This window comes from Rickettsiella endosymbiont of Rhagonycha lignosa (assembly GCF_964031165.1).
Lineage (GTDB): Bacteria > Pseudomonadota > Gammaproteobacteria > Diplorickettsiales > Diplorickettsiaceae > Aquirickettsiella.
Genome location: NZ_OZ035011.1, coordinates 108297 through 126255 on the forward strand (window position 1 = coordinate 108297; position 17959 = coordinate 126255).

General features: G+C 35.1%; 15 protein-coding genes. 10 read left to right on the top strand and 5 right to left on the bottom strand.

Annotated elements, in window-relative coordinates:
• Nucleotides 1-10: 10 nt before the first annotated feature.
• Nucleotides 11-1363 carry a Do family serine endopeptidase gene (locus tag AAHI99_RS00540; RefSeq protein WP_342227750.1) on the bottom strand — a complete coding sequence of 451 codons (1353 nt, stop codon included), beginning with the start codon at nucleotides 1361-1363 and terminating at the stop codon, nucleotides 11-13.
• Nucleotides 1364-1457: 94 nt separating this feature from the next.
• On the opposite strand from AAHI99_RS00540, the gene coq7 reads away from it, so the two are divergent.
• From coq7 to AAHI99_RS00555, 3 genes are read left to right on the top strand one after another with little or no spacing between them, the layout of a single operon-like run.
• Complete coding sequence (gene coq7, locus AAHI99_RS00545) at nucleotides 1458-2099, top strand: 2-polyprenyl-3-methyl-6-methoxy-1,4-benzoquinone monooxygenase (RefSeq protein WP_342227751.1); 642 nt, start codon at nucleotides 1458-1460, stop codon at nucleotides 2097-2099.
• 28 nt (nucleotides 2100-2127) lie between these two features.
• Nucleotides 2128-3216 carry a mechanosensitive ion channel family protein gene (locus tag AAHI99_RS00550; protein ID WP_342227752.1) on the top strand — a complete coding sequence of 363 codons (1089 nt, stop codon included), beginning with the start codon at nucleotides 2128-2130 and terminating at the stop codon, nucleotides 3214-3216.
• On the top strand, nucleotides 3213-4070 hold the full coding sequence (locus AAHI99_RS00555) for a Rossmann-like and DUF2520 domain-containing protein (protein WP_342227753.1): 858 nt from the start codon (nucleotides 3213-3215) through the stop codon (nucleotides 4068-4070). The genes AAHI99_RS00550 and AAHI99_RS00555 overlap by 4 nt, the downstream gene beginning before the upstream one ends.
• A 9-nt stretch (nucleotides 4071-4079) precedes the next feature.
• Here the strand turns inward: AAHI99_RS00555 and rpsT are convergent, their stop codons facing one another.
• Nucleotides 4080-4355 carry a 30S ribosomal protein S20 gene (rpsT, locus tag AAHI99_RS00560; protein ID WP_342227754.1) on the bottom strand — a complete coding sequence of 92 codons (276 nt, stop codon included), beginning with the start codon at nucleotides 4353-4355 and terminating at the stop codon, nucleotides 4080-4082.
• Between the two features lie 100 nt (nucleotides 4356-4455).
• Nucleotides 4456-6636: a penicillin-binding protein 2 gene (gene mrdA / locus AAHI99_RS00565; protein ID WP_342227755.1), complete on the bottom strand. Its 2181-nt coding sequence runs from the start codon at nucleotides 6634-6636 to the stop codon at nucleotides 4456-4458.
• Nucleotides 6637-6900: 264 nt separating this feature from the next.
• Here mrdA and hemL point away from each other — a divergent pair, with 264 nt between their 5' ends.
• From hemL to AAHI99_RS00580, 3 genes are all read left to right on the top strand, one after another.
• A complete protein-coding gene (gene hemL / locus AAHI99_RS00570) occupies nucleotides 6901-8205 on the top strand; it encodes a glutamate-1-semialdehyde 2,1-aminomutase (protein ID WP_342227756.1) in 1305 nt (434 codons plus the stop codon).
• A 180-nt stretch (nucleotides 8206-8385) separates the two neighbouring features.
• On the top strand, nucleotides 8386-10728 hold the full coding sequence (locus AAHI99_RS00575) for a hypothetical protein (protein WP_342227757.1): 2343 nt from the start codon (nucleotides 8386-8388) through the stop codon (nucleotides 10726-10728).
• A gap of 29 nt (nucleotides 10729-10757) precedes the next feature.
• Nucleotides 10758-12077 (top strand): hypothetical protein, encoded by a 1320-nt coding sequence (locus AAHI99_RS00580; RefSeq protein WP_342227758.1) that lies wholly within the window; start codon nucleotides 10758-10760, stop codon nucleotides 12075-12077.
• Here AAHI99_RS00580 and AAHI99_RS00585 read toward each other — a convergent pair whose 3' ends face one another.
• Entirely contained in the window at nucleotides 12078-13400 is a 1323-nt protein-coding gene (locus tag AAHI99_RS00585) for a pitrilysin family protein (protein WP_342227759.1), read from the bottom strand.
• Nucleotides 13390-14769: a pitrilysin family protein gene (locus AAHI99_RS00590; protein WP_342227760.1), complete on the bottom strand. Its 1380-nt coding sequence runs from the start codon at nucleotides 14767-14769 to the stop codon at nucleotides 13390-13392. The genes AAHI99_RS00585 and AAHI99_RS00590 overlap by 11 nt, the downstream gene beginning before the upstream one ends.
• A 297-nt stretch (nucleotides 14770-15066) precedes the next feature.
• Between AAHI99_RS00590 and AAHI99_RS00595 the strand changes: the two genes are divergently transcribed.
• From AAHI99_RS00595 to AAHI99_RS00610, 4 genes are all read left to right on the top strand, one after another.
• Nucleotides 15067-15324 carry an exodeoxyribonuclease VII small subunit gene (locus tag AAHI99_RS00595; RefSeq protein ID WP_342227761.1) on the top strand — a complete coding sequence of 86 codons (258 nt, stop codon included), beginning with the start codon at nucleotides 15067-15069 and terminating at the stop codon, nucleotides 15322-15324.
• Nucleotides 15324-16172, top strand: coding sequence for a polyprenyl synthetase family protein (locus AAHI99_RS00600; RefSeq protein ID WP_342227762.1), 849 nt, complete (start codon nucleotides 15324-15326; stop codon nucleotides 16170-16172). Before AAHI99_RS00595 ends, AAHI99_RS00600 begins: the two co-directional genes overlap by 1 nt.
• A 196-nt stretch (nucleotides 16173-16368) precedes the next feature.
• The gene (locus AAHI99_RS00605) at nucleotides 16369-16917 is read left to right on the top strand and encodes a peroxiredoxin (RefSeq protein ID WP_342228384.1); all 549 of its coding nucleotides are present in this window, start codon (nucleotides 16369-16371) and stop codon (nucleotides 16915-16917) included.
• A gap of 144 nt (nucleotides 16918-17061) precedes the next feature.
• A complete protein-coding gene (locus tag AAHI99_RS00610; RefSeq protein ID WP_342227763.1) occupies nucleotides 17062-17943 on the top strand; it encodes a bifunctional methionine sulfoxide reductase B/A protein in 882 nt (293 codons plus the stop codon).
• Nucleotides 17944-17959 lie beyond the last annotated feature (16 nt).

The window sequence follows — 17959 nt, forward strand, 5'->3', positions numbered from 1 at the left end:
TTAGAGCCTTTTATTTAATCACCACGAATCTAATGCCGCCCCGCGATAATACGTTAACTAAAAGTTCTTGTTTACTATGTTTAGCGACCTCTTGGAGCTGAGCAACATTAGTTACATCGACTTGATTCGCAGATATTATGACGTCTCCAGGTCGGATACCCGCATGCCAGGCCATACTATCTTCATCTGTATCAACGACTTCTACTCCAATCAAATGACCTTGGCCAGTAATAGTTTGACTGAAATCACGTAATACTAATCCATACAGAAACGGATTATCATGTTCAGCTATTTTTTTATAATCTTTAGGATCAGTTAGGGTTATTACTGTATTGATGGTTTTCCCTTTGCGTAATAGTTTAATATTAACTTTATCTCCGACTCTTAACATACCGACGATATTTTTTACTTGCCCGCCATTATGGATGGGTATGCTGTTAATCGATTGAATAATATCACCGGTTTGAATTCCTGCAGTTTGGGCTGGTGAGTAGTTAGGCACCTGGGAGACTAATGCTCCGTTAGTCTCTGTGGAAATATGCAGCGCGGTTGTAAGTGCAGGTGTCAAATCTTGGACTAGCACACCCATTAATCCCCGTTTTACTGAACCATATTCAGCTAATTGTTTCATAACACCGTGCGCCATATTAACAGGAATAGCAAAACCAATACCTATGTTTCCTGCATTGGAGCCGGGTGCCAATATAGCTGTGTTGATTCCCATTAATTGTCCTTGTAAATTAATCAAAGCACCACCAGAATTACCTGGATTAATAGGAGCATCGGTCTGAATAAAATTCTCAAAACCTTCTATCCCCAATCCAGTACGCTGTAATGCGCTGACAATACCTGAAGTGACTGTTTGATTAAGTCCAAAAGGATTTCCTATAGCAGCTACAAAATCACCTACTTTTAGGTTATCCGAATTACCCAGAGGAATAGCAGTTAAATGATCAGGTGTAATGGTAAGTAAAGCAATATCAGAAGCAGGGTCTGAACCTTTTAGCGTCGCTTTAAAAACGCGACCATCACTTAAAGTGACTGTAATGGTTTTAGCTTCATGAATAACATGTGCGTTAGTTAAAATATAGCCTGCTTTAGCATCTACAATGACGCCTGAACCCATGCTTTCAAAATGGCGTGGATAAGGATGTCCAGGTACAGGAGGTGGTAATTGATTGAGTGGAATATCGCCCTGAACAGAAACATTCACCACAGCCGGTAAAATAGGCTGTAACATTTGAGAGATACTATCTTTGTTTATTTGATGAGCTAAGCTAAAAGGCCAGCCGGCGTAGCTTAAAGGGCAAAAACCGATCACGAGTAAGGAACTGAGTAATAATTGGTATAATATTTTTTTCATAGATGTATGAGATCAAATTAACAGCTTGTTAAGCTTAACGTATTTTTTGGTTTTGTTGCAATTATTGAGTATTATACACTCTAAAGGTTATTAAATGCGCTATTATTCTCTCTGGGATCAGTTAATTATTCATATCGATGAAGCATTATCTTCCATACAGCCGCTTTCTGCTTCTACTCGCCCCAGTCCGGCCGAAATTTTGACAACGCAAGATAGCAGTTTAAATAAAAAGGAACGTCAGCTTTCAGGTGGTTTAATGCGAATAAACCATGTGGGTGAAGTTTGCGCCCAAGCGCTATATACCGGTCAAGCGATTACTGCTCGCTGCAAAGATACTAAAGAAAAATTAAAAAAAGCTGCGAAAGAAGAGGTCGATCACCTTAATTGGTGCCAGCATCGTATTCACCAATTAGATACCCACGTTAGCTATTTGAATCCCATTTGGTATATAAGTTCTTTATTAATAGGTTTGACTGCCGGTTTAGGGGGAGATAAGGTGAGCTTAGGTTTTTTGGCTGAGACAGAACATCAAGTAGAAAGGCATTTGCATAAGCATTTGAATAAATTGCCTTTACAGGATAAAAAAAGTCGTGCAATTGTGGAGCAAATGCGTAAAGAGGAACTGGAGCATGCTCTAACAGCTGAAGGTGCTGGGGCTATTCCTTTACCATTAGTAATTCAATGGGGCATGCAAGGCTTAGCTAAATTTATGTCTATAGTTGCTTATCGAATTTGACCACCGTGTCAGAAAAAAGGTAAATTTTTTGCAAACATTATTTAAAACCTTACTACAATTTTGTATGCTGAAAGCATTAATTATCCTTACAATAACGGCTGTACTCTGTTTTTTATTGCCCATTGTCTATCAGAAATACCAACAACGTTTAGGCCGTAATTCCCATATTTTAAGCGTTGCATTACTAGAGTCTATTTATAGACCGTTATTGGTGTTGATTGCTATCATGGGCATACTTTATGCGTTAGAGTCACTATGTATAACTTGGCAAGGGATTAGCGCTGCTCAATTTCATTTAGTTCGGAATTTAGCCTTTATAGGATTACTCGCTTGGTTTTTATGGCGGTTTGCTTCTTTTGCTGAAGAAGCTTTTCTCCAAGCCTATAAAAACAAAACTATTGATAAAACCCTAGTCCATGCAATGAGCCAGATCGCAAAATTCGCGATAATTATTTTAACTGCTTTATCCTTATTTCAAACTTTTGGTTTAAGTATTGCAGGAGCCTTAGCTTTTGGTGGCATGGGAGGGGTCGTTATAGGATTTGCCGCTAAAGATCTGCTCGCTAACTTATTTGGTAGCTTCATGCTTTTTTTAGATAGGCCTTTTGTGATAGGTGATCAAATTAGCTTACCTGCACTTAAAGTGGAAGGTACTGTAGAAGCAATAAGTTGGCGTGTTTGTAGAGTTCGAATGCCTGATTGTCGTCCTGTGTATATTCCTAATGCTTTATTTTCAAATTTAGTCGTAGAAAATCCATCAAGAAGAAAATATAGACGATTCTATTGTCAAATTAGTTTACGTTACCAAGATTTAATGAAGGTTCCGGCTATATTAGAAGACATGCAAGCATTATTAAAAAAAAATACAGCGATTGATAAAAATAGACCTATAACCGTTAATCTTAACGAATTAGGGAATACTTCTCTTAATTTAGTAGTGATAGCTTATACTAATATCATTAACAGCACAGACTTTTTAAAGATACAACAAGCCTTGTTTCTGGAGTTATTAGCATGTATTCAACAACATGGGGCAGAATGGTCTTTCCCAAGTCATAATGTATATTTAAATAAAGAAGCGGGTGAATTGATTAGCTCTCAAAATAATAAACAATGAAATTAAAACTTAGCATTATAGGTTGTGGACGTTTAGGTAAAACTTTAGGGGCTCTACTTGTTGGTACAAAGCTTGTTTCTATTCAGGATATCGTTAATTTAAGTAGAGTTAGTAGTGCAAAGGCTGTTGCTTTTCTAGGGCAAGGTAGAGTTTGTTCGACGTTTAAACAACTAAAACATGCTGATATCTATTTAATTGCTACACCGGATGATCGTATTGAATTTATAGCCCAACAAATAACTTCGCAAGGCGCATTAAAGCCAGGGGACGTGGTTTTTCATTGTAGTGGGTTGTTATCCTCTGAATGCCTGAATTCCGTTGCGAGTTTAGGTTGTTATGTAGCTAGTTTACATCCAGTTTTAAGTTTTTCTGAGCTGATGCTGGATATAAAAAACTTTAGCGGAACGCATTGTGCATTTGAAGGCAATGTTAAAGCCTTAGAACGATTGTTACCATTACTTAATGCAATAGAGGCAAAGATATTTTCAATCGAAAAAAAAGATAAGCCGCTTTATCATACTGCCAGCATATTGGCATCTAATTATTTGATTACCTTATCGGCTATGGCTAAGGATTGTTACTCTAAAGCTGGTTTAAATGATGCATTAGCTGAAAATCTTACATTAGGACTCATGTCTCAAGCCTTAGGAAAAGTACAAAGGTTGAAGCCTAAAGAAGCATTGACAGGGCCTTTGCAACGAGCGGATATAGAGACTCTAAAAAAACATTTATCTGCGTTGAAATCTTTTCCCGAATTAGAATATATATATAAAAGTTTGGGTAAAGCTACCTTAGCATTGACTAGGCACGAAGAAAGCCTAAAAAGATCATTAACGCAGATTTTTAATAGTTAATTGAGAACTTTAGGCAGCAGTAGGTGTTAATTTACGAATTCTAGCTAATAAACGACTTTTATGTCTAGCTGCTTTGTTTTTATGAATAAAACCTTTATCTGCCATACGATCAATTACAGGCAGAGCGATTTGGTAGGCTGCATCAGCTTCTGGCGCTTTTCCACTCTCAATAGCAACAACAACACGTTTAATATATGTCCGCATCATAGAGCGATAGCTAGTATTATGCTGGCGGTGTTTTTCTGCTTGTCGTACACGTTTTTTTGCTTGTTTTGTATTGGCCAATGGACAACCTCCTGAATTAACAACAAACGAACTTACAATAATAGAATTAATGTAAGTCGAGTAAAATAGGCGCCAATCATGCCCTTATAGAGGTTATTTGTCAATCCAGAGAAGAGTTATTATCATTTATTTCCAAGGAATCTTCTGTATCGTGAGTTTTGTTGGAATTTGTTTTTGAAAAGTCTTGATCCGAAGGATTTTTGTTAGATCTATCTGACTGTGCATCTTGATTTTTATCAGACTTAACAGGAGGGACATCATCTTCAATTTCGTTGATATCTTCATCGTCTTCCTCATCTTCGGCTTCTGTTTTTTTAACTTTGGGTGGAGTTGAAGTATCTGTTTGTGGAGAATTTGATAGATTTTTAGATTCGTCTAACGAGTTATTCGATTTTTTTTCAGGGGCAATTACTGGAAGAACTTGCGGAATAGTTATCGTTGGTATGGGCGAAGGCGGGATTAAGTAATAATCTAAAAGCTTACGAGCAATTTGAGGGGCTGGCGTAACGCTATTCTGGATAACAATAGCAAGAGCAATAGAAGGTTTTTCAACTGGGGCAAAAGCAATAAATAATGAATTATCACGCAGCTTGGCAGCGACTGTCTTGGTATCATAACGTTCATCGTTTTTTAAACTATATACTTGCGCAGTTCCAGTTTTGCCTGCCAAGGTATAGGGAACACCTGGAAAAAAGCGTTCGGCCGTTCCTCCTGGTGCATTAACAACATGTTGCATAGCGGTACGGATAAAGCTCAAAATATCTTGAGGTAAATTAATGGGCTCTAAACGTTGTGGTTTAATAAGCTCTACCGCTCCATCATTCTTGCGCCAGCTTAATACCACATGGGGTTTCCAACGTTCTCCCCATTCTGCAAGTGCGCTGACTGCGAATGCTAACTGTATAGGCGTCACTAATAGAAAACCTTGGCCAATGCCGCAATTCAACGTGTCTCCGCCATACCAGGGTGTGTTATAGGATTTTTCTTTCCATTGAGGATTAGGCAAAATTCCACTGCTTTCATCAGGCAGATCGATACCTGTTGGGCTTCCAAATCCAAATCGTTTTAAGCTAGTGTAAATCCGATGTATTCCCATACGAAGGCTCAGATTATAAAAATAAATATCAGAAGAGACAGTCAATGCTTTAAGTAAATTGACATCACCATAAGCATGACGACGGAAGTTATGATAGATCCTTCCTTTTCCGTTTATTTGAAATTCTCCTGTATCATGAATGCTAAAGGTGGGAGTAACCACATTTTCAAGGAGAGCGCCCGTGCTGATGAAAGGTTTGATGGTTGAGCCAGGGTGATAAGCGCCACGTAAGGCGCGATTAAAGAGAGGGGTACCCGGTTCGTTTTGTAATATTTCGTAATCATGCTGCCGAATCCCACTTACAAATAGATTGGGGTCAAAAGATGGATTGCTGACAAAAGCTAGAACTTCACCATTCCGAGGGTCTAAGGCTACTATAGCTCCTTTTTGGCTACCTAAAGCTTGTTGCGCAAGTTTTTGCAAACTACTATCGATAGTTAAAGTAATACTTCTGCCTGCTATAGGTCGGGTTTGTTTTAGTACACGTATAATTTGACCATGCACATTTGTTTCTACCTGCTGATAGCCGACTGTACCATGAAGTTGGGCTTCATAATATTTTTCTACGCCTGTTTTACCAATGAAATTACTTGCACTGTAATTGACCGGATCTACATTTTGCAGTTCTTTTTCATTAATTCTCCCCATATAACCCACTATCGCTGCAAAAGGGGTACCCTGAGGGTAATAACGTATCATTTGCGCTTGAATTGCTACTCCCGGAAAGTGATATCTTTCAAGCGCAAATTTAGCGACTTCTTCTTCATTTAATTTTAAGCGTATTGGGACAGGTTCAAAACGGTGATGTAAGCGTCGTTGACGGTTAAACTGTTTTAAATCCTCAGCATCTATTTTTATGAAAGCGCTTAATTGTTGGATAGTAGCATCTATATTTTTTACTAAATCAGGCGTAATAACAAGATTAAAAATAGGTTTATTTTCTGCCAGTAAGACGCCATTTCTATCATAAATTAAGCCGCGATTAGGCTCGATCGGCACTAGACCTAGCTGATTTTGACGGGCTAAGGTGGTATAAAGCTTATGCTGAAAAACTTGTAAATAAATTAGCCGACCCAGTAACAAAATACTTAGAAAAGATATACCGATAAGGATAGCGATAGCCCTACGCTTAAACAATTTATGCTCTTGATGAGTATTTTTAAATGTATTAATTGGCTTGAGCATAAAGTTGATCGTGCCTTATTTAATGCTGAATAACAGCATGGTCCTTGTTATATACTCTTCACTATTGAATTTTTGGCCTATGTTGCTATTCAAATTGTATTCCCTCTAAAGCACAAATGTAGGCCTAATGATGACATTTTTGCTCTAATTTATCGTTTACAATTGAGTAAACTATCGCCAGATACAAAAAAGTATATTTTATCAAACATTTAATTTTTCTGAGTATATAAAAAACTAAAGGTTTAAGACAGGTCTAAGTTATATATGATTTCTTCACATGAGTTATTTAGTAAAGCTAAGCAGTTTATCCCAGGAGGGGTTAATTCCCCGGTTCGTGCCTTTAATGCCGTGGGTGGCGATCCGATATTCTTTTCACATGGGAAAGGAGCTTACTTATTTGATGTTCAAGGTAAATCCTACATTGATTATGTAGGGTCCTGGGGTGCATTAGTCCTAGGACATGCTCCAGAAAAAATAGTGTTAGCTGTCGAGGAAGCTGCTAAACGAGGTTTGAGCTTCGGTGCTCCTACGTCTGCAGAAATTGACCTAGCAGAAAAAATTTCCAATTTAATGCCTAATTTAGCAAAAGTGCGTTTAATGAATTCAGGCACCGAAGCGACCATGACTGCAATACGCCTTGCTCGAGGTTTTACTGGCAGGGATAAAATTCTAAAATTTAATGGCTGTTATCATGGCCATGTTGACGCATTGTTGGTAAAAGCGGGTTCCGGATTGGCCAGTTTTGGTATCCCAGATAGTGCAGGGGTACCCAAAATAGTGGCTCAACAAACCTTGAGTGTTGACTTTAATAATCTCGAGCAAGTTACGCAAATGTTTATGCATTATGGTAAAGAAATTGCTGCAGTCATCGTAGAGCCCATCGCAGCTAATATGAATTGTATTTTACCATTATCTGGTTTTTTAGAAGGCTTGCGTGAGTTATGTGATTATTATGGAAGTGTACTTATTTTTGATGAAGTAATATCAGGATTTAGAGTCGCTTTAGGTGGTGCGCAAGAAATTTATCAGGTTAAACCCGATTTAACCACTCTTGGTAAAATTATTGGTGGTGGTTTACCAGTGGGTGCCTTAGGTGGTCGGGCTGAGATTATGGATTGCTTAGCCCCCGAAGGAAATGTTTATCAAGCGGGTACTTTATCTGGGAATCCAATTACGGTGGCAGCAGGCCTTGCTACTTTAGAGACAATCAGTCAAGCAGGATTTTATTCTGAATTAAATTTAATAAATGAAAAACTAATATCTGGATTATTAGAACTTGCGAAAGACGCGAATATTAATTTTCAAGTACATCATGTTGGAGGCTTATTTGGTTTTCTTTTTAGCAAAGAGGCCGAAATTTATAATTATCAACAAGTGAAATCAGCCGATCAATTACTTTTTAAAGAATTTTTCCACAGAATGTTAGCGGAAGGTATATATTTTTCACCTTCTGCTTTTGAGTCGGGTTTTATATCAAGCGTGCATGGAATGCAGGAAGTAGAGCTTACTTTAGTTGCGGCAGAAAAAGTATTTAGTAAGCTAAACGAGCAGAATTTAGTGCCTGCCTAATTAGATTAATTTCTCAGTTAACAATGATTAGTTTATAAAAAATTATCTCTTTATTTTTTGCTCTTAGCGTAATTTTAAATAAATATTTTGTATTTGATTTAAAATTTCAAATATTGTATATAAATTAAAAATAATTTAATGGAAAATAAGAAGCTAATGGATGTAGTCGATATCACCAATTTGGAAGATAAAAACATGAGCAAACCAATTTATCCAACTACCTATTCTTTATCGAAAGAGTTGCTTGAAACTGAAAATGAATTAACAGTATTAGAAAAAAAAATTAACTTAGCAAATGACTTGTTAGTTAAAGTTAATCCCGCTTCAATTTCAAAATTAAAAAAGCAAATAGAAGAATTTGAAGCCCAAAAAAATAATCTAAGCATTTTAATTGAAAAATTAAAACTTATTAGCAATTCTATTAAAGATTTTACCTTATTTTTTATTTTTATCAGAAGATTTTATACCCTGGCAATTCAAAAAGAAAATTTCGAAAATGCGGGTAAAAATATTTCTTCAAAATTAATTACTAATTTAAAAGCCGAAGAGGAAGATTTATGTAATGAATTTATCGATGGAGATTGTTTTTCTAAGGTAAGGCTAGCCTTGCCTTTCGAATCCTATGAACCCTATTTCAAAGAATATGCAAAAAATTTCTTTGAAAATATTCAACATTCAAGTGATCCTTATGTAAATTCGCTTTTAATGTTAAAAGCTATATTTTATGAATGCACGTATTTTCAGACTGAAAACTTTAATTTAACCGATCTCAAATTTTTCCTATCGAAAAATATATCTATTAATATTTACTTGCCAAGCTCCAATTATGAGTTAGCAGCATTACGCTGTTTTTTTTTCTATGAATTATTACTTGAATTTCTAAAATTAAAGCCAATTAAAAATAATCTTGACCATTTGAAAAAAGCAGTTACTTTAGATTTAAAAATAGTTAATTACAAAACCAATACTAAGGACTGCCTTTTATTCGGTTTGAATGATTTACAAGAATCTTTGCAGAAAATAAATAAAAAATATAATGAATATCTCGAAAGGAAAGCCATAGAGGATAAACAAGCAGACGTTAATCATGCCTTAATTTTTTATAAAATATTAGAAGGAGAAATTCAAACAATTAATAAAAAAAATAAAGATTTAATCGATAACAAATATGTAAAACTGGAAAAAATGCAACGTTTGTTAGTAATCATTGTTAATGAATCTCATTTGCCAAAATTTTTAGAAGTGTTTAACGCCAAAATTGGAAATGATTTTTTATTAAATGCAATAGGAAAGCCTGATGACATAGAAACTAATAAAGAAGCTTTGAATTATTTATTCCATGCGATCTGTCAAGATGAATTTTATACCCCACTAAATCAAAGGATTACTTCCTTTATTAATGAGCAGATTGGAACCTATTCTAAAGACGATGTTTCAATTTTAGATAATATTGAATTTGAAGACTTGATAGAATTTAGTTTTTATTATCTATTTACTTTACTGTATACAGATTTCAATGCCAGTTTAGCAGGATTCAATAATAAATTACTTTATACTGAAATGTTTACATTTAATGTATTTATTGATTTTACATTGCCTGTTTTAGAAAAATTGGAGAAAACTAAAAATGCAGAAATAAAAAAATTTATTGAAAAAACTTTTAAAAATGTAACTGAATATAATCAGCATAAAGAAAATATTCTTGAAGAAATAAAGTTAAATTTAGAAACCATTCAAGATATCAAACGTATCTTATCTGATACACAGACTTTAGAGACTTCTCTCCAACCAAAATTAATGACCAGTTCGGTTCCTATGCCGGAAAAAACTTTGCTTATAGATTCATTAAAATCTTTAGAACAAAAACAAAAAATATGCGAATTAGAATATAAAAAAATTGAAAAACATAAATTTATCAATAAATCTAAATCTAAAAAAATAAGTAAAATTAATCAAGCTCGGTTTAAGGAAAGTTTAGAAATAGAACACAAATCTATTCAAGAACTTTCTGAGTCACTAAGTTGCTTGTCAGACAATTTATTTGAGAGTTTAAAGTGTATAAAAGAAAGCACACAAGATGTACGTCAATTTCGCCAAAAAATTTCTTCTGCTATGGGGAAACTTACTTCATCAACAAATAAATTCTTATCGAGCTTAAATAATTGGAAGAACGCTGAAGAAATACATGATAAATCAAATTTAAGTCTATCAAAATTATTAGAACTAACACAGAATCTGGTAGTTGAAATTACTTTAATGGGTAGAAAAGATCATAAAAACCAGTTAACTATATTGCAAGGACTGCTTAAACGATCCTGTTCATTAATAGCAGATTTGAACAATCAAGTTAATCCAATATTGATTGAGTACAAAAACTTTAATTGCGAGGCAAAGGAATTGTTAACTCTTCTTTCGACTTCTTTTGCCGAAGAAGCCAGTAGCTCATTATTTTTTTCTAAACCAATAAATAAGAAAGTTAAAAGTAAAATTAAAGAAAAAAATCTTTTGATCACGATTATTTAAAAGAAAAATTTTATTCACTAGAAAAAATATTGAGAATAATTAAAACTGGTACAGATGACCAATTAATTGAAATATATGCTTTAGTAATCGAGGCAGATAAATACAAAAATGCACTTAATCTTTTCAATAATAAAATTCATTTACTAAATAAATCCTCTGCTAAGATTCTACGAGCTAAAAAAAATCCAAGGGCTAAATTTAAAGAAACAAACTTTGTCATTGCAGTTAATGAAATCGAGAATTTACATTTTGTTGAGCCTGAAGGAGCAACGGAAAAACTTATTTCAATGGATAGTTTAAATGAAGAAAATATTCAATCAATAAACCCTTCAATCTCAGGTGAGGATTCAGATATAGTCGATTTAGAAAAAATTAACCAAAAAAACCTTTTATTAGATAATACCACAAATGTAAATCACTTACCTTCCAGCCTCTATTCTGAAAATGATAACAAAAATTTAATTACGGATTTAGAAGAATGGAAAAATAATTTTGAAGCTTGGAAATATGAAAAAAAAATTCAACTTTATAAGCTTTTTAATATTATTGAAAATTCTACTTTATCGATTTTACAAAATGGAGCACCTGCATTTCTAAAAATCTTAACCTATTATCATCAAGAGATAATTGGTAAAAAATTTGATTTAACAAGACTAAAAGATAAAAAATGTTTTTTGAATTCAGATACTATTGCTAAGCTTAGAGAATTTCTTATAGCCAATGAACAATGGTTAGATGAAACGTTAAATAGAATGAATGCTTGTATTGGACGAGTCCATCAGAGTATTCATAATAATGAAAATTTAATAGAGATATCTCTGCATGCTTTATTAACAGAATATTTTAAAATAAGTCTTAGTTATAATAATTCTTTAAAAAATTTAATGAATGAAGAGGAAAAACTTTCACGGTTCCATATGAATTTCACTAAGCAAATTCTTCCCGCCAGCTCTCTAAAACAAATGGAAGAAACAATAAATATGCCTGATTTTAGCAAGCAAGTAGATAAGGTAAATCAGCTAAAAGTTGCTATGGGGTTAGAATATGAAAATAAACAGAAAATTATAGATAAATTAGGGATTATTGCTCCCGACTGGCTTAACTATGTGAAGCTGATAGATCCTCTTTATGAAGATAATATAGCCGAAAGCGTGATAAGCCCTGAGCCTTCTATTATACAGGCAGCGAATGTTGTTCCTCTTGAAGTGGCTTCATACGGGCCTTCTAAAGTGCACATAAGCACCCCCCCTGCTTTTTATTATCTGCTTCCATCCCCAGCTGTTTACGTTTCGGATGTTATGGTTCAGCCAGGAGTTCAGCCAAACAATCAAATATTTTATTCGATGTAATTATTCTTTTCCGAGCATGACGACAATCATTTTCTCTGGTTTAATCCTTTGAAATGCCTGCCTAATTTGCTCTAAGCTAACAGAATTAATTTTTTGTTGATAAGCATCTAAATAGTTTAAAGGTAGTTGATAAAAACCCATTTTTTCGGTGGCGGCTAAAATATCCTCATTGCTCCCAATAGAAGTTGGAAAGCTGCCTATTAAAGCTTGTTTTGCTCCTAGTACTTCTTGCAAAGTGGGTCCCTTAGCTAGAAAATTTTTTAAAGTTTGTTGAGTTAAAGTGAGTGCTTTAGCCGCTTGATCTCGACGTGTTTGTAATATTATAAAAAAAGGGCCAGCGGCTTGTAATGGCTTGAATCCACTGTTTATGCCATAACATAAACCTCTTTTATTTCTAACCTCATTAAAAAGTTTTGAGGTTAGGATCCCGCCACCTAAAATTTGATTACCGACAATTAATGGAAAATAGTCAGGATCTTTTATAGCAATACCGATTTGGCCTAAAAAAATAGTCGTTTGTTTGGATGGATAAGGAACTTTTATAATATGATTTTTTAAATGTGGAGAGATGGGTGGATTGATAGAGAGAGTAGTTTTTCCTTTCGCCAGCATGGCCGAAAGCTGTTCAGCTATAGTTATTGCTTTAGCTTTGGTGGTATTTCCTACAATAGCGATCATGGCATTTTGTGCAACATAGTTGTCATTATAAAAATTTAATAATTTTTTTTGGGATAGTTGCTCAATACTCATTTTATTTCCCAATACAGGTGAAGCATAAGGGTGAAGACCATATAAATTTTTATAGAAAGTTTTAGCGGCAATCGCGCTAGGTGTCTGTGCTTCTTGTTGTAGGGCGATTAACATCTGTTTTTTTATTCGATTTATTGCCAGGTCAGGGAAAGTAGCCTCCTTAAGTAAAGCAGAGAAGTTATTCAATGCTGGATTGAAGAATTGTGGGGCGCTGAGTGAGCGTAAATTTAAGGCGGTCATATCTTGGTTAGTATTCGCGCTATAATGAGCACCGACCGCTTCGAAACGATTAGCAATTTGATCTGCATTTAAATTTTGTGTGCCTTGATCGAGCATTTGCGCTGTAAATAGCGCTATTCCTGGCGAATTATTATCTTTGGCAGAACCCGCATGAAACAATACGCCAATATCTATAATAGGTATTTCATTTTTAGCAACAAAATAAACAGGTACGCCATTTTTAGTAGACCAATGTTCAATTTTTAGAATTACGGGAGAAATTTCAGCTTGTGCACTACCAAGAATAAATATTGATAAGAAAGTCAAAAAATAAAAGAAAGGTTTAACGCGCATGCATAGACCCTATAACAGATAAAGAATTAGAATCGGGAACAGCCGTATTGATGGATAAAGGAAGTAAGTAAGCTATAGTCAAATGCGAAGCAAGCAAATACTTATTGGCAACAGCTTGTATTTGACGTGGAGTGATAGCATTAATATGTTTTAGATAATCGCGTTCAATTTGCCAGGGCAAATTAATTGCAGCTAAACTTCCAAGTTCATTCGCTTTTGCAGTTATAGAATCTTCTCGGTATATTTTGTCAGCAGCGATTTGCGCTTTTGCGCGTGCCAATTCTTCTGTATTTACACTAAAGGTTTGTATTTGCTTGATTTGCTTTAATAAGCTTGATTCGAGTTCTGATAAGCTGTGGCCAGACGTTGGTGTGGCTTGCAACAAAAACAAGCTATCTAAGCGATTTATAGGATTATAAAATGCATTTGCATCTGCAGCAATTTGTTGATCGCGGATAAGATTTTTCGCAAAACGAGCACTATTTCCCCCTGATAATAATGTGGCAATAAGATGTAAAACATAAGGATCCTGACTATTCAAACCTTGTTTAATAACGGGTACCGGATAAGCCATAACCAACCAAGGCAACTGAGCAGGAGTATGAATGATGAGACGCTTTTCTCCTAACGGGGGTAAGTCTTTTTCAGGTTTTATTTTAGGAAGGTTAATAGGTTTCAAATTAGAAAAGTAAGTTTGTGCTAATTGATAAACTGAATTAGGTTTTATATCGCCGACGACGACAAGTATTGCATTATTAGGCGCATACCAGGTTTCATACCATTTACGTAAATCTTCAACGGTCATATTTTGTAGATCGTTTTTCCAGCCGATGACAGGATGGTGGTAAGGACTTGCGACAAAAGCAGCCGCGTTAAGACGTTCTAACAAAATTTCTTGAGGGTTATCGTCGACCCGCATGCGTCTTTCTTCCATCACCACCTGAATTTCCTTAAGAAAATCTTGTGGACGTAGTAATAAATTTCGCATTCTATCGGCTTCTAATTCAAAGCTAACAGCTAATTTATCTGCAGAAAATTTTTGATAATAAGCTGTAAAATCTGAATCTGTGAATGCATTTTGCTCTCCTCCGTTTTCAGAGACAATTTTTTCAAGCACACCGGGTCCAAATTTTGTTGTTCCTCGAAACATCATATGCTCTAAAGCATGTGAGATCCCTGTTATTCCATTAGGTTCATAACTACTACCTACTTTGTACCAGATTTCTGAGATCACTATCGGAGCGCGATGATCTTCTTCAACCAACACAGTTAATCCATTTTTTAAATGATATTCATGTACATCCTCTGCCCAACACAATGAGGATGAGAATAGTAGACCCAAATAAACTAAAATTTTTTTTAAAAACATCGATTAGTTTCCTAGAGAACTAGAGTGTTCTTTCCCTGACGCATGTCTAGCTCAAGCTAAAATTGGTGTTTACCCATGAGGGACGCAAATGATTAGCTTCTGAAAAATTCCCATCGCAAGATAAAAATATTCAAGCGGCTGGTTCCTAACTTATAATTCCATGGATATGGTAACAATTATTGTCCTTATTTGACATCACTTTATTGGGCTCGCATAATTATCAGGATTATTTTGCCTGTCTAAAAGTTTGTAGCTAATACAGCTATTTAAGCATCGATAAAAAATGAGGTTACTTTCATGCCTAAGACAAAAAAAAATACAGTTTTTCAGTTCGAAAAAGGTTTGCAAGAACTTGAAAAAATTGTTGAGCAAATGGAACGAGGCAATTCAACCTTAGAAGATTCTCTCGAGCAATTTAGTCGGGCAGTGAGTTTATTAAAAGACTGCCAAGTGACTTTAAAAAATGCCGAACAAAAAATACAAATTTTGACTAACACAGATTCCAGCCCGAAAAAAGAATTGCTACCTTTTGAAATAAATGAAGAATTAGCCTAGTGAACATAAAAACTGATTTTTTAAATTATCAAGAACGCCTTAATCGCTTATTAACGGATTGTTTGTCAAATCCTTCTCCGCTTTCCAAACCCTTATATGAAGCGATGTATTATGCAGTTTTAAATGGTGGAAAGCGCATAAGGCCTTTATTTATCTATACTTTAGGCACTAGTTTGGGACTATCCTTGCAGGATTTAGACCATGCAGCCTGTGCGATTGAATTGATTCATGCCTATTCATTGATTCATGATGACCTACCATGCATGGACAATGATGATTGGCGTCGAGGGAAGCCTAGCTGTCATAAACAATTTGGCGAAGCGATGGCTTTATTGGCAGGTGATGCTTTACAAGCTTTGGCTTTCGATGTACTTCTTAAAGCCTCATTACAACCAGCTAAAATTGTAAAAATGCTTAATGTATTAGCAAAAGCAGCCGGGCCATGGGGCATGGTGGCAGGACAGGCTATGGATTTTAATGGTTCTGGCTGTTCAGATAAATCGAGTACTGAAAATATTCATTCCTTAAAAACCGGAGCGTTATTCGTAGCGGCTTTTCAGTTACCTGCTATAGTCGCTGATTTGCCAGCAAATAGTCTTTTGACCTTAAAAAAAGTGGGTAATAATATAGGTGTAGCTTTCCAGATCCAAGATGATGTCTGCGACAATGAAAACATCGATTTTTGGCAGAATTCAATTGAGAGAGAAAATCACCTAAAAAACCTTAAAGAGCAAATTATAGCGGATTTAGTTTCTATTGAGATAATTTTACCTGAAAAAAATCAGCCTCTTATTGAATTAATAACAGCTCTATTAGAAATGAATCCATTGAAAATAACTATCAATTAGATAGAGAAAAATCATTTCTTTAATAGAGATGGGGCTGTTATAATCGGGCAGGTAGTTTCAATATTCGGGTATACAGAGTAAATATGGATTTACTGCTTGACCTGAGCTAACTCTAGAAATTATCAATAGATGGCCTGCAAAAACTAATTGCCGGCGTTCTCACTAAATGAAATAAGAGGAAAATAACGATATGTCAATGCTAAAAGTAGGGGATAAATTACCTGAATTTAAGCTCACAGCTACGGTTGATATTGATATCAGCAAGGCTTTTACTGAGATTACTCATGCATCTTATCCCGGCAAGTGGTTAGTACTGTTTTTTTGGCCTAAAGATTTTACATTTGTATGCCCTACTGAAATTGTGGCATTTAATGATCTCAATGCTAAATTTAAAGAAAGTAATGCCGTATTATTAGGTGGCAGTACAGACAGTGAATTTGTGCATCGCGCATGGCGACAATACAACGATGATTTACGTGATCTTTCATTCCCTATGTTGAGTGATATTAAACGTGAATTATGTAATGATTTAGGAATATTAGATAACGATGCGGGTGTTGCACAAAGAGCAACCTTTATTATCGATCCAGAAGGGGTTATTCGCTTTAATATGGTGACCGATTTGAGTGTTGGACGTAATCCTGAAGAGGTATTACGTATACTTCATGCTTTACAAGACGGAGGACTCTGTCCTTGTAATTGGCAAAAAGGTCAACGTACCATTAACCTAGCTGAAGTGGCTTAAATTAGTAAAATTAGTTTAATGAGAAACCCGCTCTATTAGCGGGTTTTTTTATGTTTTTCAAAAATAAGATTGAACGGAATGTAATGTGTTAGATTTGATCTATAATTTACGAAAGTATTTGTTGGAGAATTACCTAAAATTATCATGAAAAAACTTACTCCTGAGGAAAAAAAAGTTATTTTATTGAAAGCTACTGAACCTGCCTATTCAGGCAAATATTACCGATTTAATGAAAAAGGAGATTATATCTGTAAACAATGCGGCGCATTGTTGTATCATTCTTCTGCTAAATTTGATTCTGGATCTGGCTGGCCTAGCTTTGATGAAGAAATACCCGACGCGGTTAAACGAAAACCTGATCCAGATGGTCACCGTACCGAAATTACCTGTGCGAAATGCGGTGCACATCTTGGTCATTTATTCATTGGAGAGGGCCTCACGTCTAAGAATACTCGACATTGTGTTAATTCAATATCGCTAGAATTTAATCCTAAAAATGAACTTTCCAAAGATTCACAGAAAATTCCAGCCAAAATTAATCCTCAGACTGAAACAGCTATTTTTGCGGGCGGATGTTTCTGGGGAGTAGAATATTTAATGAAACAACTACCCGGAATTATTTCGATTATATCTGGATATATAGGTGGCAATACATCTAATCCGACCTATGAACAAGTTTGTACTCAACCTACCGGACATGCCGAAGCGGTAGAAATTACTTTTGATCCTAACAAAGTAAGTTACGAAACCTTAGCTAAGCGGTTTTTCGAAATTCATGACCCAGAACAATTGAATCGACAAGGGCCAGATGACGGTGAGCAATATCGTTCTGAAATTTTTTATACAACTCCAGACCAAAAAGAAATCGCTTTAAAATTGATTAATATTTTAAAAGATAAGGGTTTTCAAATAGTCACTAAAGTTACGCCGGCAGCTACATTCTGGAAAGCTGAAGATTACCATCAAAATTACTATGAAAAAAACCAAAAACAACCTTACTGTCATTTTTATAGTAAAAAATTTTAAAGACTATTAACTTATT